Annotated in this window: 15 protein-coding genes; 11 read left to right on the plus strand and 4 right to left on the minus strand. The window is 71.9% G+C overall.

Annotated elements, in window-relative coordinates:
- Nucleotide 1 precedes the first annotated feature (1 nt).
- The 5 genes from ACIBCT_RS04970 to ACIBCT_RS04990 all read left to right on the plus strand — a co-directional run bounded on the left by ACIBCT_RS04970 (nucleotide 2) and on the right by ACIBCT_RS04990 (nucleotide 5745).
- Nucleotides 2-883, plus strand: a complete 882-nt coding sequence (locus ACIBCT_RS04970) for a Zn-ribbon domain-containing OB-fold protein (protein WP_399186104.1) — start codon at nucleotides 2-4, stop codon at nucleotides 881-883.
- Complete coding sequence (locus ACIBCT_RS04975; protein WP_399186053.1) at nucleotides 884-1903, plus strand: thiolase domain-containing protein; 1020 nt, start codon at nucleotides 884-886, stop codon at nucleotides 1901-1903.
- Nucleotides 1904-1980: 77 nt separating this feature from the next.
- Nucleotides 1981-3138: a thiolase domain-containing protein gene (locus ACIBCT_RS04980; protein ID WP_399186054.1), complete on the plus strand. Its 1158-nt coding sequence runs from the start codon at nucleotides 1981-1983 to the stop codon at nucleotides 3136-3138.
- Nucleotides 3139-3156: 18 nt separating this feature from the next.
- Nucleotides 3157-4752: an acyl-CoA synthetase gene (locus ACIBCT_RS04985; protein WP_399186055.1), complete on the plus strand. Its 1596-nt coding sequence runs from the start codon at nucleotides 3157-3159 to the stop codon at nucleotides 4750-4752.
- A 177-nt stretch (nucleotides 4753-4929) separates the two neighbouring features.
- A complete protein-coding gene (locus tag ACIBCT_RS04990) occupies nucleotides 4930-5745 on the plus strand; it encodes a hypothetical protein (RefSeq protein WP_399186056.1) in 816 nt (271 codons plus the stop codon).
- A gap of 75 nt (nucleotides 5746-5820) precedes the next feature.
- On the opposite strand, the gene ACIBCT_RS04995 is transcribed toward ACIBCT_RS04990, so the two are convergent.
- Nucleotides 5821-7737 carry an Ig domain-containing protein gene (locus ACIBCT_RS04995; protein ID WP_399186057.1) on the minus strand — a complete coding sequence of 639 codons (1917 nt, stop codon included), beginning with the start codon at nucleotides 7735-7737 and terminating at the stop codon, nucleotides 5821-5823.
- 54 nt (nucleotides 7738-7791) lie between these two features.
- Nucleotides 7792-9186, minus strand: coding sequence for a glycoside hydrolase family 43 protein (locus ACIBCT_RS05000; RefSeq protein ID WP_399186058.1), 1395 nt, complete (start codon nucleotides 9184-9186; stop codon nucleotides 7792-7794).
- Nucleotides 9187-9506: 320 nt separating this feature from the next.
- Here ACIBCT_RS05000 and ACIBCT_RS05005 point away from each other — a divergent pair, with 320 nt between their 5' ends.
- From ACIBCT_RS05005 to ACIBCT_RS05020, 4 genes are all read left to right on the plus strand, one after another.
- Nucleotides 9507-11438, plus strand: a complete 1932-nt coding sequence (locus ACIBCT_RS05005) for a glycoside hydrolase family 127 protein (RefSeq protein WP_399186059.1) — start codon at nucleotides 9507-9509, stop codon at nucleotides 11436-11438.
- Entirely contained in the window at nucleotides 11435-12805 is a 1371-nt protein-coding gene (locus tag ACIBCT_RS05010; RefSeq protein WP_399186060.1) for an ABC transporter substrate-binding protein, read from the plus strand. The genes ACIBCT_RS05005 and ACIBCT_RS05010 overlap by 4 nt, the downstream gene beginning before the upstream one ends.
- A gap of 103 nt (nucleotides 12806-12908) precedes the next feature.
- Nucleotides 12909-13781 (plus strand): carbohydrate ABC transporter permease, encoded by an 873-nt coding sequence (locus ACIBCT_RS05015; RefSeq protein WP_399186061.1) that lies wholly within the window; start codon nucleotides 12909-12911, stop codon nucleotides 13779-13781.
- Entirely contained in the window at nucleotides 13778-14743 is a 966-nt protein-coding gene (locus ACIBCT_RS05020) for a carbohydrate ABC transporter permease (protein ID WP_399186062.1), read from the plus strand. The genes ACIBCT_RS05015 and ACIBCT_RS05020 overlap by 4 nt, the downstream gene beginning before the upstream one ends.
- Before the next feature lie 103 nt (nucleotides 14744-14846).
- Here ACIBCT_RS05020 and ACIBCT_RS05025 read toward each other — a convergent pair whose 3' ends face one another.
- Nucleotides 14847-15851 carry a LacI family DNA-binding transcriptional regulator gene (locus ACIBCT_RS05025; RefSeq protein WP_399186063.1) on the minus strand — a complete coding sequence of 335 codons (1005 nt, stop codon included), beginning with the start codon at nucleotides 15849-15851 and terminating at the stop codon, nucleotides 14847-14849.
- A gap of 169 nt (nucleotides 15852-16020) precedes the next feature.
- Nucleotides 16021-17034 (minus strand): LacI family DNA-binding transcriptional regulator, encoded by a 1014-nt coding sequence (locus ACIBCT_RS05030; RefSeq protein ID WP_399186064.1) that lies wholly within the window; start codon nucleotides 17032-17034, stop codon nucleotides 16021-16023.
- Between the two features lie 243 nt (nucleotides 17035-17277).
- Here ACIBCT_RS05030 and ACIBCT_RS05035 point away from each other — a divergent pair, with 243 nt between their 5' ends.
- Entirely contained in the window at nucleotides 17278-20586 is a 3309-nt protein-coding gene (locus tag ACIBCT_RS05035) for a discoidin domain-containing protein (RefSeq protein WP_399186065.1), read from the plus strand.
- A 376-nt stretch (nucleotides 20587-20962) separates the two neighbouring features.
- Entirely contained in the window at nucleotides 20963-22429 is a 1467-nt protein-coding gene (locus tag ACIBCT_RS05040; protein ID WP_399186066.1) for an aldehyde dehydrogenase (NADP(+)), read from the plus strand.
- Nucleotides 22430-22566 lie beyond the last annotated feature (137 nt).

Below are 22566 nucleotides of genomic sequence, written 5' to 3' on the forward strand. Positions count from 1 at the left end.
GCTGCGGGCGACGCACGTGCTGGAGTTCCCCGGCGGCTACACCCGCACCACCGGGCCGGTGATCGGGCGCTTCCTCACCGAGCTGCGCGACGGGCGCCTCGTCGGGGTCCGCACGGCCACCGGGCGGACGCTGGTGCCCCCGCTGGAGTACGACCCCGACACCGGCGAGGCGGTCACCGGCGAGTACGCCGAGGTCGGCCCGGCCGGCACCGTGGAGAGCTGGGCGTGGGTGAACACGCCGCGCAAGGGCCACCCGCTGGACCGGCCGTTCGCCTGGGCGCTGATCCGGCTGGACGGCGCCGACACCGCGCTGGTGCACGCGGTGGACGCGGGAGACGTCAAGGCGATGCGTCCGGGGCTGCGGGTCCGCCCCCGCTGGCGGGCCGCGCGCACCGGCCACATCACCGACATCGAGAGCTTCGTGCCCGAGGTCACCAGGATCGTCTCCGAGGTCCGCGTCGAGTACACCGTCACCCCCGGCCTGGCGCTGACCCGCTTCCTGGAAGGGGTCGCCCAGGGCGTGCTCATCGGCTGCCGGTGCGGCACCTGCGGGAAGGTCTACGTGCCCTACCGGCTCTCCTGCCCCGAGTGCGGCGTCACGATCACCGAGGAGACGGTCGTCCCGGACACCGGCACGATCACCACCTTCGCCATCAACAACCTGCCCGACCCGCGCGCCCCCGAGGTGCCGTTCGTCTCGGCGTACATCCGGCTGGACGGCACCGACATCCCGATGATCGCGCTGGTCGGCGGGGTCCCGGCGCACGAGGTGCGCCAGGGCATGCGGGTGCGGGCCGTGTGGGTGCCCGAGGAGGAACGGACGATGTCCATGTCGAACATCAGGTGGTTCACCCCCACCGGCGAGCCGGACGTGGAGCTGTAGATGCGCGAGATAGCGATCGTGGCGTTCGCGCAGACCCGGCACAGCGCCGTCGACGAGGGGCAGAGCGAGTCCGAGCTGATCCTGCCGCCGCTGGACGAGGTCAGGGCCGCCACCGGGCTGCGCACGTTCGGCTTCACCTGCTCGGGGTCGTGCGACTACCTGGCGGGCGCGCCGTTCTCCTTCGTCTCCGCGCTGGACGCGCTCGGCGCCTGGCCGCCGATCTCCGAGAGCCACGTCGAGATGGACGCGGCCTGGGCGCTGTACGAGGCGTGGGTCAGGCTCCAGCACGGCGACGTCGACACGGCCCTGGTCTACGGCTTCGGCAAGTCCTCCCTGGGCGACCTGCGGGAGATCATGACGCTCCAGCTCGACCCGTACTACCTGGCCCCGCTCGGCCTGGACCAGGTCTCCTTCGCGGCGCTGCAGGCGTCCGCGGTGGGGGCCGACCGGGCCGAGCTGGACGAGATCGTGCGGCGCAGCCGCGCCGACGGCCGGGCCAACCCGCACGCCCTGGACCTGCCGGAACCGGAGGGAGCGGAGACCGAGGTCGCGCCGCTGCGGCCGTACGACATCGCGCCGATCACCGACGGCGCCGCCGCGCTGGTGCTGGCCGCCGGGGAGGTGGCCGGGGAGCTCGCCGAGCGCCCGGCCTGGATCACCGGGATCGCCCACCGGATCGAGCCGCACTACCTGGGCATGCGCGACCTGTCCCGGTCGGTCTCGGCCGCCGGCGCGGCGCGGGCCGCGGGGGTCGGAAAGGGCGGCGTCGACGTGGCCGAGCTGCACGCGCAGTTCAGCCACGAGGAGGTCGTGCTGCGCCGGGCGCTGGAGCTGCCCGAGGGCACCCGGATCAACCCCAGCGGCGGCCCGCTGGCCGCCAACCCGGTCATGGCCACCGGCCTGATCAGGATCGGCGAGGCGGCCGGGCGCATCCTGGACGGCACCGCGGACCGCGTCATCGGGCACGCCGCGGCCGGCCCCTGCCTGCAGCAGAACCTCGTCGCCGTGATGGAGGCGTAGCCGATGGAGCCGGTGGAGCCGCTGAGGGCGGCGGGGCCCGCGCGACCGGGGAAGCGAGCGAGGAACGGTGAGCGAGCATGAGCAGTGGTGACCCCTGCGCCGTCATCGGCGTCGGCCAGACCCGCTACACGACCAAGCGGCACGACGTCTCCATCGCCGGGCTGGTCCGCGAGGCCGCCCAGCGCGCCCTGGTGGACGCGGACCTGACCTGGAAGGACATCGACGCGGTCGTCATCGGCAAGGCGCCCGACCTGTTCGAGGGCGTGATGATGCCCGAGGCGTACCTGGCCGACGCGCTGGGCGCCGCGGGCAAGCCGATGATGCGGGTGCACACCGCGGGCTCGGTCGGCGGCTCCACCGCGCTCGTCGGCGCCTCGCTGATCCAGGGCGGCGTGCACGAGCGGGTGCTGGTGGTGGCGTTCGAGAAGCAGTCGGAGTCCAACGCCACCTGGGCCCTGTCCACCCACCTGCCGTTCAGCGCCTCGCTGGTCGTCGGCGCGGGCGGCTACTTCGCCCCGCACATCCGCGAGTACATCCGCCGCTCCGGCGCCCCGGGGCACGTCGGCCACCTGGTGGCCGTCAAGGACCGGCTCAACGCGCTGAGGAACCCGTACGCGCACCTGAGGATCCCCGGGATCGACCTGAGGATGGTCGAGTCGACCCCGATGCTCTGGGAGCCGATCCGCTACCTCGACACCTGCCCGTCCTCCGACGGCGCCTGCGCGATGGTGCTGGCGGCGGCCGACAGGCTCACCGGCACCACCCCCGCCTGGGTGCTGGGCACCGCCATGCGCTCCGAGCCGATCTTCCGCGCGGGCCGCGACACCGTGAACCCGCGGGGCGGCAAGGACTGCGCGGCCGACGTCTACCGGCAGGCCGGGATCACCGACCCGCGCAGGGAGATCGACGTCGCCGAGGTGTACGTGCCCTTCTCCTGGTACGAGCCGATGTGGCTGGAGAACCTCGGCTTCGCCGCCGAGGGGGAGGGCTGGAAGCTCACCGAGTCCGGGGCCACCGCCCTGGACGGGGACATCCCGTGGAACCCCTCGGGCGGCGTGCTGTCGAGCAACCCGATCGGCGCCTCCGGGCTGATCCGGTTCGCCGAGGCCGCGCTCCAGGTCCGCGGCATGGCCGGGGAGCACCAGGTCGACGGGGCCCGGCGGGCCCTCGGGCACGCCTACGGGGGCGGCGCGCAGTTCTTCGCGATGTGGATGGTCGGCAGCGACAAACCCTGATCCCCCAGGAGGGGTGCGATGGAGTTCAACCACGCGGATCTGTTCGAAGGACTCGCCGACGCGATCGGGGATCGCGTGGCCGTCGTCTGCGGCGAACGCCGCCTGACCTACGCCGGGCTGGACGCGCACGCCAACCGGCTCGCCCACTTCCTGCACGACCGCGGCGTGCGCGCCGGGCAGCACGTGGGCGTGCACCTGTACAACGGCGTCGAGTACGTCGCGGCGATCCTGGCGGCGCTCAAGCTCCGGGCGGTGCCGGTCAACGTCAACTACCGCTACGTCGAGGCCGAGCTGCTCTACCTCTACGACGACTCCGACATCGTGGCGCTGCTGTACGACGTGGAGTTCGCAGACCGGGTGGCGGCCGTGGTGCCGCGGGTGCCCGCCCTGCGGCACCTGGTCGCGGTGGGCGGCCCCGCCACGGTCGAGGGAGCGGTGCGCTACGAGGAGGCGCTGGCGGATCAGCCGGAGACCCGCGGGTTCCCGGCGCGCTCCGCCGACGACCTCTACATCATCTACACCGGCGGGACCACCGGCATGCCCAAGGGCGTGATGTGGCGGAGCGAGGACCTGTTCTTCGCCTTCGGCGGCGGAAACCCCTACGGCGAGCCGCGCACCAGCCCGCAGGAGGTGATCGACGCGGCCGTCACCGCGGGCCCGATGACGATGATGGCCGTCGCCCCCCTGATGCACGGCGCCGCCCAGATGGCCACGTTCATCACCTGGTGGATGGGCGGCACCATGGCGTACGTGCGGAAGTTCGACGCGGCCGAGGTGCTGCGGATGATCGAGCGGGAGAAGGTGCTGAGCGTCAACATCACCGGCGACGCCATGGCCCGGCCGCTGGCCGACGAGATCGCGACTGGCGCGTACGACCTGTCGTCGCTGTTCGTGCTCAGCTCCACCGGCGCGATCCTCAGCGGGTCGGTACGCGCCCGGCTGGAGGAACTGCTCCCCGGCCGGATGATCATCGACAGCTTCGGCTCCACCGAGTCGGGCTACACCGCCTCGGCGGTCCCCGGCTCCTCCCCGGAGGCCGGGCTGCGCTACCAGGCCAACCCCACCGCCGGGCTGGCCGTGCTCGACGGGTCCCTGGAACCGGTCGTGCCGGGCTCGGGCGAGGTGGGCACCATCGCCAGGAGCGGCCGCATCGCCTCCGGCTACTACAGGGACGAGGCCAAGACGGCCCGTACCTTCGTGACCGACCGGCACGGCGTGCGCTGGCTGCTCACCGGGGACATGGCCACGGTCGAGAAGGACGGCACGATCGCGATCCTCGGCAGGGGGGCGGTCTGCATCAACACCGGAGGGGAGAAGGTCTTCCCCGAGGAGGTCGAGGCGGTCCTCAAGGGCCATCCCGCGGTCTTCGACGCGGTGGTGACCGGCGTCCCGGACGAGCGGTGGGGCAGCCGGGTGGCCGCGGTGATCGAACCGCGCCCGGGGACGGCCCCGACGGCCGAGGAGCTGCGGGCCCACTGCCGGGAGAGGATCTCCGGCTACAAGGTGCCCCGGACGTTCGCGTTCGTCGAGGAGATGGTCCGCTCCCCGGCGGGCAAGGCCGACTACCGCTGGGCCAGGCGGACGGCCGAGGCCGCCGAGCAGTCCCCGGCCTGACCCGGGCACACGCTCCGAACCCGGGGCTCCACCCGCAGAGCAGGTGCACGGAGGCGCGGAGAGCAGGTCCCGCAGGCCCCCGGAGGCTCGGAGGGCAGGTCCCGCAGGAGAGCGGGGAGGGTCGGGTGACGGGGCCGGGCGGGTGAACCGCGCGGGCGCCCGATCCGTTCCGAGGGTGTGATCCGCATACTGCTGGCCGCCGTCACGCTCCTGCTCCTGCTGGCTGGCTGCTCCGGGGGACCCACGGGCACCGTGAGCGGCGCGACCGTCGAGCCCACCGGGAGCGGCGAAGGCGCCGGGAGCACCGGGAGCACGGAGACCCCGGGCACCCCGGGCACCCCGGGGAGCACCGAAGGCGCCGGGGTCCCCGGGGACCGGCCGTCCGACGTCGTGGTCCGGTTCCACCGGTGCCTCGGGATGACCTGCGACGGGGGCGACGCCATGAGCGTCACCGCCGGAGGGCGGGCCCTGTCCCTGCGGAAGGGGGAGCTGGTCGCCGTCACGCTGCCGCGGGCCGAGCTGCGCGAGCTGCGGGCCGGGCTCACCGCGGACCTGGCGGGGCGGGAGGGCACGCTCGACCGCACCGAGGGCGCCACCGACCAGCCCTTCGCCGTCGTCACCGTGGTGGACGCGGCCGGCAGGACCCACGAGACCCGGCTGGAGGGGTCCCCGACGGCCGAGGACGCGAGGATCGTCGCCGCGATCGACCGTCTCGGCGCGCTGACCGCCCGGATCCGCTCCACCGGCACCCCCGACCGCACCGGGCCGATCACGGTCACCATGTACGAGGACCCGAACACCCGGACCGGCCGCGAGGCGGCCTGGCCCGGGGACGTCCCCACCCCCATCACGTCCGGCAACCACGGCGTCCGGGAGTACCGGGGAGAGCAGGCGGAGGCGGTGCGGGCGGCCCTGGGCGGCCCGGGGGACGAGGTGGGGGTGCGGGCCGGGGACAGGGTCCTGGTCGCTCGCTGGGAGGCGGTTCTTCCCTGAGCCGCCCTCCCGCCGCGCCCCTGTCCCCGGCACGCGTCCGCCGGTCCGGTCCGTACGGGCCGGACCGGCGGCGGGTCAGGCGAAGGACCTCACCTCCAACAGCCCGACCGCGTCTGGATCGCCGTTCAGCACGACCCGCAGCCGGGTCGTGCTCACCTGGCCGAAGGTGACCCGGTTGAAGGCGTCGGCGGCGACGGGATAGCCGCTCGGGTTCGGCACGTCGGCGTAGGCGGTGCCGTTCCAGTACTGCAGTCTCCACGACGCCGGTCTGTCGACGCCCTGGCCGTCGTCGAAGAAGTAGACCTCCGCCGACCGGAGGGTCTGCGCCGACGGCCAGGTGAGCTCGGCCCACTGGGTGCCGGTCTCGGGCCAGGTGCCCCAGCGCGGGTTGACGGTGTCGTCGGACGAGGCCGGGACGATGCCGTCGTTGATCGCGGCGACGCTCTCCCAGGGGGAGGTGTAGGAGGCCGACGGGGTCGCGGCGGTGGCCAGGTTCTGCTCCGCACCGGCTCCGAGGGTGAAGGTCCTGGTGACCGGGGTGCTCATCCGGTCGTGGTCGCGCAGCTGCACGGTGAAGGTCGCCGGGGCCGTCGAGGTGGTGGTCCCGGTGATGGCGCCGGTGAAGCGGTTCAGGGTGAGTCCCGGCGGCAGGCTCCCGGAGGTGATCCTCCAGTCGTAGAAGGGCACGCCGCCCTTGGCGGCCAGCGTCTGCTGGTACGCCTGACCGGCGACGGGCCGGGGCAGGGCGGTGGTGACGATGGACGGCGGCAGGAACGGGGTGAGGTCGCGGTTGATCCGCCACCCGGCGTTCTCGGCCACGAGCAGGGCGAGCTTGGTCAGCATCCAGCGGCGGGTGGGGAACATGTGCGACCAGCCGCCGCTCTGCCCGCTGAGACGGTCCCAGTACGGCTGGGTGCCGGGGACGTGGTAGCCGGACTCCAGCGGGACGGCGCGGCCCTGGTAGGCGATGACGTCCTGGTCGTTCACGCCGCCGGAGTCCACGTAGGCGCGCATGCCGGCCCAGTCGCTGTGGTAGGCGACGGCGTGGCCGTACTCGTGCATGACCAGGCCGTGGACGTCCAGCACCGAGCCCTGGATCTCCGTCTTGTACCAGTCCTCGTCCGAGAGCGAGGTGAAGAGCTGCTTGCCCGCCTCGTCGTACTCGAAGATCATCGCGGTGGACCGGTGCAGCGGGCCGGGGAGCTGCTGCCCCTGGCGGGTGTGGTACTTGCCGTTGCGCGCGGGGTAGCCGGTGGAGTGCGGGCTCTGGATGCCGCGGAAGAACACGTACATGCCGTTGTAGGCCCGGTCGTTGGTCACGTTGACGGTGTTCTGCCACTCGTTGCCGGGCAGGTGGTTGTTCTCCGCCCCGGCCGCGACCGTGTCGAACGGCGCCATGTCGAAGAAGCGGAACCAGTCCTTGACCGCCTCCTCGGCCGCGGTGCGGAAGGCCGGCTGGGAGAAGTACCCGGTGATGGTGTCGTAGCGGTAGTCGAAGGTGACGGGGATGGAGGGCTGCAGCGCGGTCTTCTCGTCCTGCTGCACCCTGATCGGCATGGACTGGGTGTACACCTGCCTGCCGGCGTCGGTGGTGGTGAGCCGGAGCGTGTACAGCTCGTCCTGGCCCGGACCGCGCTTGGAGTGGATGGCCAGCCGGAAGACCTTCTGCTCCGCGGCGTTCGCGAACGTCAGCCGCTTGGTCGCGCCGGTGGCGGTGAGCTGGCTGGGCAAGTCCATCATCAGGCGCGAGGTGCCCTCGGCCTTGAGGTCGACGGTGACGGGATAGGTCACGCCCTCCGGGGGGCGGACGGTGAGCTCGATGTAGGGGTTGGCGAGGTAGCCCTGCCAGTCGACGAGCTGGACCCCGTGGTCGTTGATCGTCCTGCCGAACATGTCGACGACCGTGACGGTGGGCGCGGCCTGCGCCGCGGGCGTCGGCACGGCGACCAGGGCGGAGGCGAGGAGCAGGAGGGATACGAACAGGCGTTTCATGACATACGACCTCGATTCTTCGGTGCCGGTGACGCGGGGACGCGGGGACGCGGTCTAGGAGAAGACCTGCCACTCCAGGACGCCCGTGGAGAGGGCGGGCCTGGAGGTGATGCTCATCCGCAGCCGGGTGGTGTTGACCTGGCCGAACGTGGTCGTGTTGAAGGTGTCGGCCGCGGTCCCGCAGGACGACTGGCCGGGCACGTTCACGTAGGCGCCGCCGTTCCAGTACTGCACCTGGCAGGAGGCCGGCAGGTCGATGCCCTGGTCGTCGTCGAACCAGTAGGTCCTGACCGACCTGACGTTCTGGGCGGTGGGCCAGCGGTACTCGATCCACTCGGTGCCCTGGTGGTCCCAGTTGCCGTAGGCGCCGTGGCTGCGGTCGGCCGAGCCGGCCGGGGTGAAGCCGTCGTTGACGGCGCCGAGCGTCTCCCAGGGGGAGACGTAGGAGGTGGACGGCGTGGCGTTGAGGGCGAGGTTGGCCGGGCCGGTGGGGCCGGTGGTCTGGACGACCTTCCGCATGGTGCCGTCGGCGTTGAAGGACAGCCTGTCCAGGGTGACCGACCTGCGGAAGTTGCCGCCGCCGGGGGCCGCGGCGTTGTGGTACACCATGTACCACTGGCCCTTGTACTCGATGATCGCCGGGTGGTTCGTGGTGGAGGAGACCTGGTCCAGCACGACGCCGCGGTGGGTCCACGGGCCCATGGGGCTGGAGGCGGTGGCGTAGCGGACGCAGGCGTAGCCCGGGGCCGAGCAGCCGGAGTCGTTGGCGGCGTAGGCCAGGTAGTAGACGCCGTTGCGCTTGAACATCCAGGGGGCCTCCCAGAAGTTGCTCACGCCGGCGGGGGTGACGACCGGGCCGTTGATGGAGGTCATGTCGGCGTTGAGCCGGGCGGCGCGCAGCCCGTAGTAGGAGCCCCAGTACATGTAGACCTGGCCGTCGTCGTCGGTGAAGACGGTGGGGTCGATGTTGAGCGGGGAGGAGTTGGGGGTGGAGTCGCTGACCAGCGGCCCGCCCTTGGCGTCGGTGAACGGCCCGGTCGGGCTGTCGCCGACCGCGACGCCGATGTTCATCCAGCCGGGGCCGTTGCCGTTGATCGAGACGTACCAGTAGTACTTGCCGTCGGCGCCGCGCTCGACCTCTCCGGCCCAGGCGTCGCCTCCCGCCCAGGAGAAGTTCGGCACCGACAGCCTGGCGCCGTGGTCGACGAAGGTGGTCGCGTCGCCGGAGCTGAAGACGTGCCAGTCGCGCATGACGAAGTTGGTGCCGCCGGCCGGTGCCTCGTCGTGCCCGGTGTAGAGGTACAGGGTGTCCCCGACGACCAGCGCGGCCGGGTCGGCGGTGTAGATCGAGGTGGTGATCGGCGCGGCGGCGGTGGCGGAACCGCCGGCGGTCATGACGAGGGAGAGCCCGAGGGCCGCGGCGATGATCGCCGACCAGCGTCGTCTCATGGGTGAACGCTCCTGGGGGGTCTGAGCGGGAGTGTTGTTAGCGCTAACACGGCGTACCGGGAGGAGACGCGCGGTGCGTGTCACGCGGTGTTCACTTTCGGTTGGACCCGAGTGTTGGCGAAAACCGATACCTCGTCAAGACTCACTTTTCTCATGGGCGACGCCGCCGGAGAATAAGCCCAGGTAGAAGCGACAGGCAATTGCTGAAAAGGTTTTCAGGATCGTGTACGCAAGCAGCCGTCGAGGGTGGGTCTTGACGGGTGATGTGTCACATCTTACCGTCCGGGGAGAAAACCTATTCCCAATTTTTCGGGAGTGCGATGCCTGACGTACGTGATCAGATCCGCGGTCCGGTGGTCCCCCCGGCGGGCACGCGACGGCCGCTCGGTGTCGACGACGTCGAGATCGGCGGGGGACCCTTCGGGCGATGGCAGCGGATCAACCGCGAGGCCGGCATCGCGCTCGGCCGGGAGAGGATGGAGAGCTCCGGCGTCCTGTCCAACCTGAGGTGGGCCGCGGGGGAGGGGGACGGGCCGTACCGGGGCTACCGCTTCCAGGACTCGGACCTGTACAAGCTGCTGGAGGCGGTCGCCTGGGAGCACGGCCGCGACCCGGACGGGTCCCACCGGGCGTTCGTCGCCGAGTCCGCGGCCCTGCTGGCCAGGGTACAGCGCGCGGACGGCTACCTGAACTCGCACTACCAGACGGTCAAGCCGGACAGGGTCTTCGCCGAGCTGGAGCACAGCCACGAGATGTACTGCGCCGGGCACCTCTTCCAGGCCGCGGTGGCCGCCGTCAGGACCGGCTGCGGCGAGGAGGCGGGCGAGGAACTGCTCACCGTGGCGCGCCGCTTCGCCGACCACCTCGTGGACGTCTTCCTGACCGGCGGCCACGGCGGTCTCGACGGGCACGCCGAGGTCGAGACGGCCCTGGTCGAGCTGTACCGCCTCACCGGTCACCGGCCCTACCTCGATCTCGCGGCCGGGCTGGTCGACGCCCGGGGCAAGGGGCTGGTCGCCGAGGTCGGCACCGGGCCGCTCTACGCGCAGGACCACCTGCCCGTACGGGAGGCCGGCACCCCGGTCGGGCACGCCGTGCGGCAGCTGTACCTGGACGCCGGGGTCGTCGACGTCGCCGTCGAGACGGGCGACGCGTCGCTGCTGGAGTCCTCGGTGCGCCGCTGGGAGGACATGGTCGCCACCAAGACCTCCGTCACCGGCGGGCACGGCTCGCGGCACGACGGCGAGGCGTTCGGCGAGCGCTACGAGCTGCCCCCGGACCGCGCCTACAACGAGAGCTGCGCGGCCGTCGCGAGCGTCCACTGGAGCTGGCGGCTGTTCCTCGCCACCGGGCACGGCCGCTACACCGACCTGATCGAACGCACGCTGTACAACGCCTTCGCCGCCTCCACCTCCGCCGACGGCACCCGGTTCTTCTACGTCAACCCGCTGCAGCGCAGGACCGACCTCGTCGAGGACGCCTACCTGGGCAGGCGCCGGGAGTGGTTCGCGTGCGCCTGCTGCCCGCCGAACATCATGCGGCTGGTCTCCTCGCTGGGCCACTACGTGGCCACGGCCGACGACGACGGGCTGTCGGTCCACCAGTACGTGCCCGGCCTGATCCGCGCCGGCGCGATCACCCTGGCCGTCGAGACCGACTACCCGTGGGACGGCCGGATCGTCTTCACCGTCCGCGAGGCGCCCGGCACCGTCCGGACGCTGAGGCTGCGGATCCCCGCGTGGAGCGCGACGGGCGACCTGACCCCCGGCCCGGACGGCTACGCCGCCATCCGGCGGGCGTGGCGGCCGGGCGACACCTTCACCCTCGACCTGGACATGTCCCCCCGGCTGGTCCACCCGCACCGCAGGATCGACGCGCTGCGGGGGTGCGTGGCCGTGGAGCGGGGGCCGCTCGTCTACTGCTTCGAGCAGGCCGACCAGGACGCCGACGTCGAGGACCTGGCGCTGGAGCCCTGCACGCCGCTGCGCGTCGTCGACCGGCCCGACCCGTACGGCCTGCCCGGGGTCGGCAGGACCGTGCTGATCGAGGCGGACGCCGTGCGCCTTCCCCCCGCGCCGCCCGCGGGCCTGCCGTACTCCACCCTCCCGGCCGGTCTCCCGGCCGGCCCTCCCGCGGTCACCCGGCCCGGCACGAGAACGACCGCCACGGCGATCCCCTACCACCAGTGGGACAACCGGGACGGCGGCGCCATGCGGGTCTGGATCCCCCTCGCGCAAGGACGCACCCCATGAGAAGACGGGACCTGTTCAGGATGGGCGGCCTGGCCGCCCTCGGCGCCGCGACGGCGGCCTGCGGCGTGGGCGGCGGGGCCGAGAGGGCGGGAAGGGCGTCGCTGCAGTTCATGTACTGGGGCTCGGCGTTCGAGCAGAAGGCCGTCGCCGCGATGCTCCGGGAGTTCGAGCGCAGGAAGCCCGGGGTGAAGGTCTCCGCGCTGTTCACCCCCGACGAGTACGACGTGAAGCTCAACACCCTGGTCGCCGGGAACCGGATGCCCGACGTGGGATACGTGCCGATGGCGATGTCGTTCCGCCTCGGCGAGCAGGGGAAGCTGCTCAACCTCTTCCCGTACCTGACGAAGTACCCGCAGCTCGCGGGCTACCTCCCCGACGCCTACCTCTGGTCGGGGCAGGACAGGCTGCACGGCGTCGCGACCGCCAACGAGATCGAGCTGCTCTGGTACAGCAGGTCGGCGATCGCGGAGGCCGGGGCCGAGACGCCCCCGGCCCTGGCGGCGAGCGCCTGGACCTGGGACCGGCTGGTCGAGAACGCCCACAGGCTGACCGTGGACCAGGACGGGAGACACCCCGACGAGTCCGGGTTCGACCCCCGGCGGATCAGGAGGTTCGGGATCTCCTGCAGCCTGACCTACCCCCCGGCCTGGTACGGGTTCCTGCGGAGCAACGGCGGTGACTTCGCCGACGAGGCGGGCCGCAGGTGCCTGCTCGACGCCCCCGAGGCGATCGAGGTCTTCCAGAACCTCCAGGACCTGATCTACGAGCACCGCGTCGCCCCCGGTCCCGGGCAGCTCGCGGCCACCGGCGACGACGTGCCCGGCACCAGCATCCTGCTGAAGACCAGGCGGGTGGCGATGGTGGTCGACGGGCACTGGAGCCTGCTCGACATGAACGAGAGCAAGGTCGACTACGGCATCGGCGTGCTGCCGGTGTACGAGCGGCCGTACACCACCGCGCAGGTCGCCGGCGCCTCGGCCGTGTTCGCCGGCACGAAGCACGTGGAGGAGGCGGTCGAGCTGTTCGCCTTCCACATCGACCCCCGCCACGTCGACCTGTACGCGCGCGGCCTGTGGATGCCCCAGGAGCGCAGGTACTACGAGGACCAGGCCGCCATCGACTCCTGGACCAGGAACGACTCCCACCCGCCGGAGTTCCGCACCGCGGTCGTCGACTACGCGCGCGACCACGGCGTACCGGCCTTCGGCAACCGGATCAGGGACATGACCGTCATCGGTTCCGACGTGCTCACCCCGGCCCTGCAGGAGATCGAGAGCGGCGAGCGCCCGGCCGCGGCGATCCTGAAGGAGGCCGCGCCGAAGATCACGGCCATGCTGCGCGGCCGGCACCACACCCAGGGACTGTGAGATGCCCGCCCTCCCCGACCGGCGTCTCTCGGACCGGCGTCTCTCCGGCCGACGTCTCCCCGATCGGCGTCTCTCCGGCCGGCGTCTCTCCGGCCAGCGGCGCATGGAGCGGCGCTGGGGCGTGCTGATGGCCGTGCCCGCGATCCTCGGCTTCGCGATCTTCACGGCCGGGCCGATGGTGGCCTCGTTCGCCTTCAGCCTGACCGACTGGCAGATCGGCGGCACCCCGTCCTTCGTAGGCGTGGACAACTACGCCGCGCTGGCCGGGGACGAGCTGTTCTGGACGTCGCTGACCGTCACGACGTACTACACCCTCGGCGCCGTGCCGCTCGGGCTGATCGTCGCCTTCGCCGTCGCCCTGCTGCTCAACCAGAGGGTCCGCGGGCTCTCGCTCTGGCGGACCGTCTTCTACCTGCCGACGCTGGTGCCCGCGATCGCGAACGTGGTCCTCTGGATCTGGATCTTCAACCCCGACTTCGGCCTGCTCAACTCCCTGCTGCGCCAGGCCGGCCTGCCCGCCGGGCAGTGGATCTACGACGAGGCGACCGCGATCCCCTCGCTCATCGTCATGAGCACCTGGGGGTTCGGCAACACCATGGTGATCTTCCTCGCGGGCCTGCAGGGGGTGCCCCGGCACCTGTACGAGGCGGTCTCCATCGACGGCGGCGGGCCGCTGCGGCGCTTCTGGCACGTGACCCTGCCGATGATGACCCCCACCATCTTCTACAACCTCGTCGTCGGGGTGGTCGGCACCTTCCAGGTCTTCAACCAGGCGTACGTGATGACGGAGGGCGGCCCCGACCACTCCACCCTCTTCTACGTGTACTACCTGTTCCGCAAGGCGTTCGTCGAGAGCGAGATGGGGTACGCGAGCGCGCTGGCCTGGGTGCTCTTCATGATCATCATGGTGCTCACCTTCCTGATGTTCCACAACGCCCGGCGCTGGGTGTACTACGAGATGGCGGGTGCCCGATGACCGCGACCGGTGCCCCGCGCCGCCCGAGCCCGGACCGGGACGGCACCCCCGGTGCTCCCGGCACCCCCGGCGTCCCGGACGACCCCGGCGCCCCGCCCGCCCGTGCCGGGGCCGCCGCGACGCGCCGTCCCCGGCGGTACGGCAGGGTGCTGGTCCACCTGGCCCTGGTGGCCGGGGCCCTGCCGACCCTGGTGCCGTTCGTGTGGCTGGTGCGCAGCTCGCTCATGGAGGACGCCCAGATGTTCGTCGCGCCTCCCGAATGGATCCCCTCGCCCTTCCGGTGGTCCAACTTCACCGAGGCGCTCACCGCCCAGCCGTTCGCCCTCTACCTCCTCAACACGGTGATCATCGCCGTCGTCGGCGTGCTCGGCACCGTGATCACCTGCTCGATCGCCGCCTTCAGCTTCTCCCGGCTGCGCTGGCGGGGACGCGACGCGGTCTTCGCCGTCCTGCTCAGCGCGGTGATGCTGCCGTACGCGGTGACGCTCATCCCGACGTTCGTCATGTGGCAGGAGCTCGGCGCGCTCGACACGTTCGTCCCGCTCACCGTGCCGAGCTGGTTCGCCGGGGCCGGGGGAGGGGTGTTCAACGTGTTCCTGCTGCGGCAGTTCTTCCTGACCATCCCCTTCGAGCTGGACGAGGCCGCCTACATCGACGGCGCCTCGCCCGGCCGGGTCCTGTGGACCGTCGTCCTGCCGCTGTCCCGGCCCGCGATCGTCGTGGTGACCATCTTCACCTTCATCGGCACCTGGAACGACTTCCTCGGGCCGCTGCTCTACCTCAACGACGAGAGCAGGTACACCCTCTCGCTCGGCCTGGCCTCCTTCCAGAGCGTCTACATCACCCAGTGGGGCTACCTGATGGCCGCCTCGGCCGCGGTGATCGCCCCGATCATCGCGCTCTTCTTCTTCCTGCAGCGGTACTTCATCGAGGGGGTCACGCTCACCGGCATCAAGAACTGAGGGCGGAGCGCGCGGACGGCCGGCGGTCGTGGGCGGCCCTGCTCGCGATCACCTCGCCGAGCGCGAGCGCTTCCAGGACCCCCGGGTGATGCCGGGGACGCGCTCAGACCGTGGAGTCGCGGATGACCAGGCGGCAGGGCATCCGGTGGACGCCCGGGGTGGCCCGGCCGTCGATCGCGGCGAACAGGTGCTGGGCCGCCGTACGGCCCAGGGCCTCCAGGTTCATGTCGATCGTGGTCAGCGGGGGCCTGGTCTCGGTGGACAGGACCTCCCAGTTGTCGTAGCCGACGACCGCCAGATCCTCGGGCACCCGGCGGCCCCGCTCGCGGACGGTCTCCATCAGGCCCGCCGCGATCTGGTCGCTGCCGCACACCACCGCGTCGGTCTCGGGATCGGCGCGCAGGATCACGTCGGCGGCCTGCCGCCCCCAGCGCTGCGACCACGCGCCGTACAGCACCTGCCCGCCGGACAGGGACAGGCCGGCCTCCTCCAGCGCGGCCGCCACCCCGGCGGCGCGCTCACGGGCCGCCTGGTAGTGGGTCGGGCCGGTGACGTGGGCGATCCGGCGCCGTCCCAGGGTCAGCAGGTGCCGTACGGCCTGCGCGGCGCCGTCGACGTCGTCGGGGACGAACGACACGTCCGCGGGATCCTGGGAGGGGGCGTAGGCGTAGACCACCGGTATCGGCAGGTCGCGGCTGACCGACGGGCGGGGGTCGGTGCTCTCGCCCACCACGATCAGGCCGTCGACGCGGCGGGTGAGCAGCGTCCGGACGTGGTGCTGCTCGCGGATGGCGTCCCCGCGTGCGTCGCAGAGCAGCACCGCCATCTCGCCCGCGCCGAAGGCGTCCTCCGCGCCGAGCAGCACGGGGATGCCGAACCGTCCCACGCTGTCGCTGGTGAGCAGGCCCACGGTGCGGGTCTGCCCGGAGAGCAGGCCGCGGGCCAGGGCGTTGGGCCGGAAGGAGAGCTCCTCGGCGGCGCGGAAGACGCGCTCGCGGGTCTCCGCCCGCACCTGACCGCGCCCGTTGAGCGCCTTGGAGGCCGTCGCGATGGACACCCCTGCGCGTGTGGCCACGTCGGTGATCGTGGCGTGTCGTTGGGGAGCCATCTGAGAGAAAACCTTTTCTACTGGGGGACGTCCACCCCCGTCGAAGATAGCCGCCGACGTGCCGGGGAGCAAGCCCACCCAGGCGTCTGACAAGGGCATATACATGGTACGGCGAGTAAAAGCCTTTTATCGCCCTCGCGCTTCCGCGGGGACGCGCCCGGCCGGCCGCCTACGCGGGACCGGTCGACTCGCGGATCACCAGCCGTCCCGGTCGGCGGACGACGCCGGAGGCCCGGTGCCCGTCCAGCGCGGCGGACAGGTAGCGCACCGCCGCGGCGCCCAGCCGTTCCAGGCCGGGGTCGACGCTGGTCAGTGGCGGGTGGCAGTCGGCGGCCAGCGGGGCCCAGTTGTCGTAGCCCACCACCGCGACGTCGCCGGGGATCAGCCGGCCGAGGTCCGCCAGGGCCTGGCAGGCGCCGTCGGCGATCTGGTCGTTGCCGCAGAAGATCGCGTCCACCCCGGGCTCCGCGCCGAGCAGCGCGCGCGTCGCGTACCGTCCCCAGCGCCGGGACCACTCGCCGTGGAACGGCCGCCCGCCGGCCAGGCCGAGCCCGTGCCCGTCCAGCACGCCGCGCAGGGCGGTCAGCCGGTCACGCGCGGCGCGGTAGGACTCCGGGCCGGTGATGTGCCCGACGCGGCGGCGTCCCAGCGACAGCAGGTGCTCGGCGGCCAGGCGCGCGCCGCCCGCGTCGTCGGCCAGGAGCGACAGGTCCCGCGGATCGTCGGACTCGCCGTAGACGTAGACCACGGGCACCGGGACGTCGCGGGTCAGCGAGGGGCGCACGTCGTTGTCCTCGCCCAGGATGACGAACCCGTCCACCTGCCCGGCCGTCAGGGTGCGCAGGTAGTGCTCGCGGCGGCGGGGGTCGCCGCGCGCGTCGCAGAGCACCGCGGACATCCCCTCACCGCCCAGCGCGTTCTCCGCGCCGAGGAGCACCGGCATCGCGAAGCGCCCGTCACGCTCGTCGGTGAGCAGCCCGATGGTGCGCGTACGGGCGGCGGCCGACCCGGGGGCCGCGCCGGGGCGGAAGGACAGCTCGGCCGCGGCGCGCCGTACCCGGAGCCGGGTGGTCTCGGCGACCTCGGACCGGTTGTTGAGGGCCTTGGAGGCCGTCGACACGGACACCCCCGCGCGCCTGGCCACGTCGGTCAGGGTCACCGCTTCGGATCGATGTCGACCCACCGAAATCCTTTCCAGGTCGTCGCGACCGTGTCCGGGTCTCGTACACGCGCGGCTCACCCTATGCCGCACCCGTCCTCCCGATCAACGGTCGCGTACCGGTCTGCGTTATCGAAATTTAACATTGCCGAAAACCTTTTCGGGGCCGATCGTGAACTAGGACGCGGTCTCCGGCCGCGCCGGCCGTTCCACCGTCCCCCGTCCCTCCTCCCCGCACCCCGCCCGGCACCCCCAAGGACGTGACGCATGCCGACATCAGCCCGCTTCAGACGACGATCAGTGACCGTGGCGGCGACGCTCTGCCTCGCGATGAGCTCGCTGACGGTCCTCGCCCAGGAGGCGTCCGCGGACCAGCCCATCGGGTACCCGGCCTTCACCGGCCCGGCCGTCCCCGCGCCACCGGTGGGATACACCACCGGCAACATGATGAGGGCCATCTACGACGCCGAGAGCTCCGGGACGAACTTCTGGATCGACCGGCTGCTCGCCCGGCCCGGCAGCGACCCCTCCGACGCCGACGGCGGCATCCTGATGACCCGCGGCCGGGCGTTCTTCATGAAGACCCACACCCCGGGCACGCTGGGGTTCGCCGGCAAGGCCGCCTACATCGAGAGCATCAACGACCAGAGCGCGTTCACCGTGACGGTCACGCCGGGCTCCCTCAGCGAGCAGGTGAGCCAGCGCTGGCAGGCGCCCAGCCACTACAGGAGCGTGCACACCGGCAGCGGCATCCGGGTCGAGCAGACCAAGTTCGTCACCGAGAACAACGTCGCGGTGGCCAACCTCTCGATCGTCAACACCGGCTCGTCCTCCACCACCGTGCAGCTGCGGGCCGCCTCGCCGTACGCCACCTCCGGCAGCGGCAACGAGCTGACCGGCACGGTGAACTCGTTCAAGAACCTCACCACGATCCGCCCGCGCCTGTCGGGTGACGGCTTCACCGCCTCCGGCGGGGCGCTCACCCGGTCGATCACCGTCGCGGCCGGGGCCACCGCCACGGCCAAGGTGGTCATGGGGTTCGTCACCGACGAGATCCCCGAGTCGCTGAGCGAGTACAACGCCTACAAGGGCTACGGCAACGCCACCGCGTTCGCCACCCACGTGCGGGCCTACAACCTGTGGTGGGCGCAGAACATCCCCTACTTCGACGCGCCCGAGCCGGCCATCAAGAAGAACTACTACTACCGCTGGTGGCTGATGCGGTTCAACAGCCTGGACGCGAACCTGCCCGGCCAGACGTACCAGTTCCCCACCTCGATCGAGGGCGTGCTCGGCTACAACAACGCCATCGCGCTGACCCAGCCGATGCACATCGACGACCTGAAGTACCTGCGCACCCCGCTGTACGCCTACGGTGACTGGCTCTCGGTCGGCCAGACCTCCCGGGGCGGCCGGTTCATGGACAACCCCGGCGACCCGGACAACTGGTCCAACAGCTACACCCAGTACATCGGCGAGGCGGCCTGGAAGAGCTACCAGATCCACGGCGGCCAGCCCGCCATCGCGGCGAACCTCGCCAAGTACGCCGAGGGTGACGTCAAGGGCCAGCTCAGCCACTACGACCGTGACGGCAACGGCCTGATCGAGTACGACTGGGGCGCGCTGACCGGCAACGACGCCGACGCGGTCTCCTTCCACTGGCGCGCGGGCAACCTCGACCGCACCGAGTCCGCCTACGTCCACAGCGGGGCCCTGGCCGCGGCCCAGGCCTACGACACGATCGGCAACGCCACCAAGGCCGCCGAGATGCGCGCCCTGGCCACCCGGGTGCAGAACGCGGTCGTCAACGTGCTGTGGAACCCCACCGCCAAGGTGCTGCAGCACCGGCACGTGGCCACCAACGCGCTCAACCCGTGGAAGGAGATCAACAACTTCTACCCGTACGCGGTGGGGCTGATGCCCAACACCGCCACCTACCGCGAGGCGCTGCGCCTGTACGCCGACCCCGCCGAGTACCCGATCTTCCCCTTCTACACGGCCAACCAGCGGGACAAGGCCGCTGCCGCGGCGGCCGGCAACCCCGGCAGCAACAACTTCTCCACCATCAACTCCACCGTGCAGTTCCGGCTCTACTCCTCGGCGCTGCGCAACTATCCCAGCCCGTACATCTCCAACGAGGACTACAAGAAGCTGCTGTACTGGAACGCCTGGGCGCAGTACGTCGGCGGCAACACCCAGTGGCCGGACGCCAACGAGTTCTGGGCCAACTGGAACGGCTCGTCCATCACCTACCGGTCGTGGATCCACCACAACATCCTCGGCAGCAGCAACTGGACGCTGATCGAGGACGTGGCCGGGCTGCGTCCCCGCAACGACAACAGGGTGCAGCTCTCGCCGATCAACATCGGCTGGTCGCACTTCGCGGTCAACAACATCCGCTACCGCAACGCCGACCTGTCGATCGTCTGGGACGACCCGGCCGACGGCGTGACCCGCTACCCGGGGGTGCCCCAGGGGTACTCGATCTTCATCAACGGGACCCGCGCCGCGACCGTCGACCGGCTCGTGCCCTTCGTGTGGGACCCGGCCACCGGCGGGGTCACCTTCACCGGCACCGCGGGCACCGTGACCCACAACGTCGCGGTCCCCGGGATGCAGGCACCCCAGCAGGTCGTCCACTCCGAGGCGCGCGTGGTCGACGCGCTCGCCAAGGCCGGGGTCGACCTGAGCGCGAACCTGACCAACCTCGCCCAGGGCGCCACCGTGTCGGCCTCGCACACCGCCTCCGGCACCAGCGTCGGCGCGGCCGTGGACGGGTACCCGATCAACGAGCCCTTCTGGGGAGCGGGCGGCTCGCCCAACGCCCAGGACTGGTACGAGGTCAACCTCGGCAGTGCCAGGACCCTCGACGAGGTCAGGCTCTACTTCAAGGACAGCCGCCCGGCGAGCGGCACCTACCGGGCGCCGTCGTCGTACCAGATCCAGTACCTCAACGGCTCCACCTGGACGAACGTCGCCGCGCAGGTGAGGACGCCGGGCACCCCGCAGGGCAACTACAACCTGGTCCGGTTCACCCCGGTCAGCGCCCAGCGGGTCAGGGTGCTGATGACCAATGCCTCCGGCGCCAAGAGCGGCCTCACCGAGATCAAGATCTACAACCGGGGCGGGACCCAGCAGCCGCCCACCGGCAACCTGGCGCCGTCGGCGACTCCCTCGGCCTCCTACACCTCGGCGTGGGAGTCGGCCGCCGCGCTCAACGACGGGATCGACCCGGCCTCGTCCAACGACACGGTCAACCCGCGCTGGGGCACCTGGCCCGAACAGGGTGAGCAGTGGGCCCAGCTGACCTGGCCGTCGGCGGTCTCGGTCAACCGGGCGCAGGTCTACTTCTTCGACGACGGCCAGGGCATCGACCTGCCGGCGTCGTGGAAGCTGCAGTCCTGGAACGGCACCGCCTACGTGGACGTGCCCGGCGCGAGCGGCTACCCCGTCGCCGGCGACCAGTACAACACCGTGACGTTCACGACCGTGAGCACGACCCGGCTGCGCGCGGTGCTGCAGAGCGCCTCCGGGGCCTCGGTCGGGATCCTGGAGGTCAAGGCGTTCGCACCGTAGCGAACGCCCGGCGCTCGTTCCGCGGTGATCCCCGGTGATCCCCGGTGTCCGTGGTGATCCTCGGTGTCGCCGGTGGCCGGCCACCGCGTGGTGACCGCCCGACGAGGGCCGTCCGCCGGGCGGAGGGGACCACGAGTCCCCTCCGCCCCGTCCCCCCGTCCCCCCGGCTCCATCAACCCCACCGCGTCCCCCGCCCTGCCCGGCCGGGGACGCGGTGGTGTTTCATGGTGATTCGCGAGGTCTGGAGGGTAGCGAGAGGATGTCGGATGAACGGCCTCGGGCAGGCCGACGAGGTGGCCGCTGTTACGGAAAGCGCTTACCGTAGGAGGGTGGTCCCCGCGGGGCGTCAGAGGCTCCATTGAGGAAAGGCTTCATCTTGATCCACTCAGTTGACCCCAGAACCGGTGAGTCCACCGGAGATCCCTTCCCCCCGACCTCGGACGCCGAGCTGGACGCGATCGTCGAGGCGGCCCGTGCCGCCGGATCCTCCTGGCGTTCCGCCGACCGGGCCCCCGTGCTGGAGGCGGTGGCGGCGGCGCTGGAGGCGAACGTCGAGGAGCTGTGGCAGGCGGCCGACGCCGAGACCGCGCTCGGCGAGACCCGGCTGCGCGGCGAGGTCGGGCGCGCCGCGGGCCAGTTCCGGCTCTTCGCCCAGGTGCTGCGGGACGGCGGGCACGTGGAGGCGGTGATCGACCACGCGACGGCCCAGCCGCCCGTCCCGGACCTTCGCCGGATGAACCACCCCCTGCCCGGCGTGGTGGGCGTCTTCGCGGCGAGCAACTTCCCCTTCGCCTTCTCGGTCGCGGGCGGCGACACCGCCTCGGCCCTGGCCGCCGGCTGCCCGGTCGTGGTCAAGGCCCACGACGGGCACCCGCGCACGTCGGAGCTGTCGTGGCGGGTCATCAGGGACGCCCTGCCCGATCCGGACCTGCTCGGCCTGGTCAGCGGGCTCGACGCCGGCAAGCGGCTGGCCGGGCACCCGTCGGTCTCGGCCGTCGGCTTCACCGGCTCCATCCCGGGCGGCAAGGCCATCCAGGCACTGATCGCCGAGCGCCCCGACCCCATCCCGTTCTACGGCGAGCTGGGCAGCGTCAACCCGGTCGTGGTGCTGCCGTCGGCGTCCCGCGACGGCCTGGCCCAGGGCTTCGCCACCTCGCTGACCCTGGGAACCGGCCAGTTCTGCACCAACCCCGGGCTGGTGTTCGTGCCCGACGACGCCGAGCTGCTGGCGTCCATCGCCGACGCGGTCTCCGCCACCGAGGGCGGGCCGATGCTCACCGAGCGGATGCAGGGCGGCTTCCTGCACGGGCTGGCCAGGCTGGGCAAGCTCTCCTCGCTGGCCCAGGGCAAGCCGGGGGAGGGGGCGTTCGCGGTGACGCCGCAGGTGTTCGTCACCGACCTGGCGACGTTCGCCGGGGACCCGCACGGCATCGCCGAGGAGTGCTTCGGCCCGGCGGCCGTCGTGGTGGTCTACACCGACCCGGCCGAGCTGCCCGCCGTCCTGGAGCGGCTGGACGGCTCGCTGACCGCGACGATCCACGCGACCGACCCCGCCGAGGCGCGCGCCAGCTCCGAGGTGCTGCTCAAGAAGGCCGGGCGGCTGATCTGGAACGGGTGGCCGACCGGGGTCGCGGTCCGCTGGGCCATGCACCACGGCGGCCCCTGGCCCTCCAGCACCGCCGCCGCCCACACCTCGGTCGGCGCCGCCGCGATCCGCAGGTGGCTGGTCCCCACCGCCTACCAGGACTGGCCGGCCGAGCTGCTCCCGCCCGAGCTTCGCGACGACAACCCGCTCGGCATCCCCCGCAGGGTCGACGGCGTCCTCGTCGAGGGCCGCGGCTGACACGCGGCCGTCCTCCCGCGTACGGAGCGGATCGGTCCTCGATCCCCTCCGTACGCGGAAGGCACCGGACCTCCCGTACGGGAGGCCTGGCCGGTGCGGAACGAACCGGCCAGAACCGGACGGATGCCGGCACGGAC

Source organism: Streptosporangium sp. NPDC050855, assembly GCF_044456585.1.
Lineage (GTDB): Bacteria > Actinomycetota > Actinomycetes > Streptosporangiales > Streptosporangiaceae > Streptosporangium > Streptosporangium longisporum.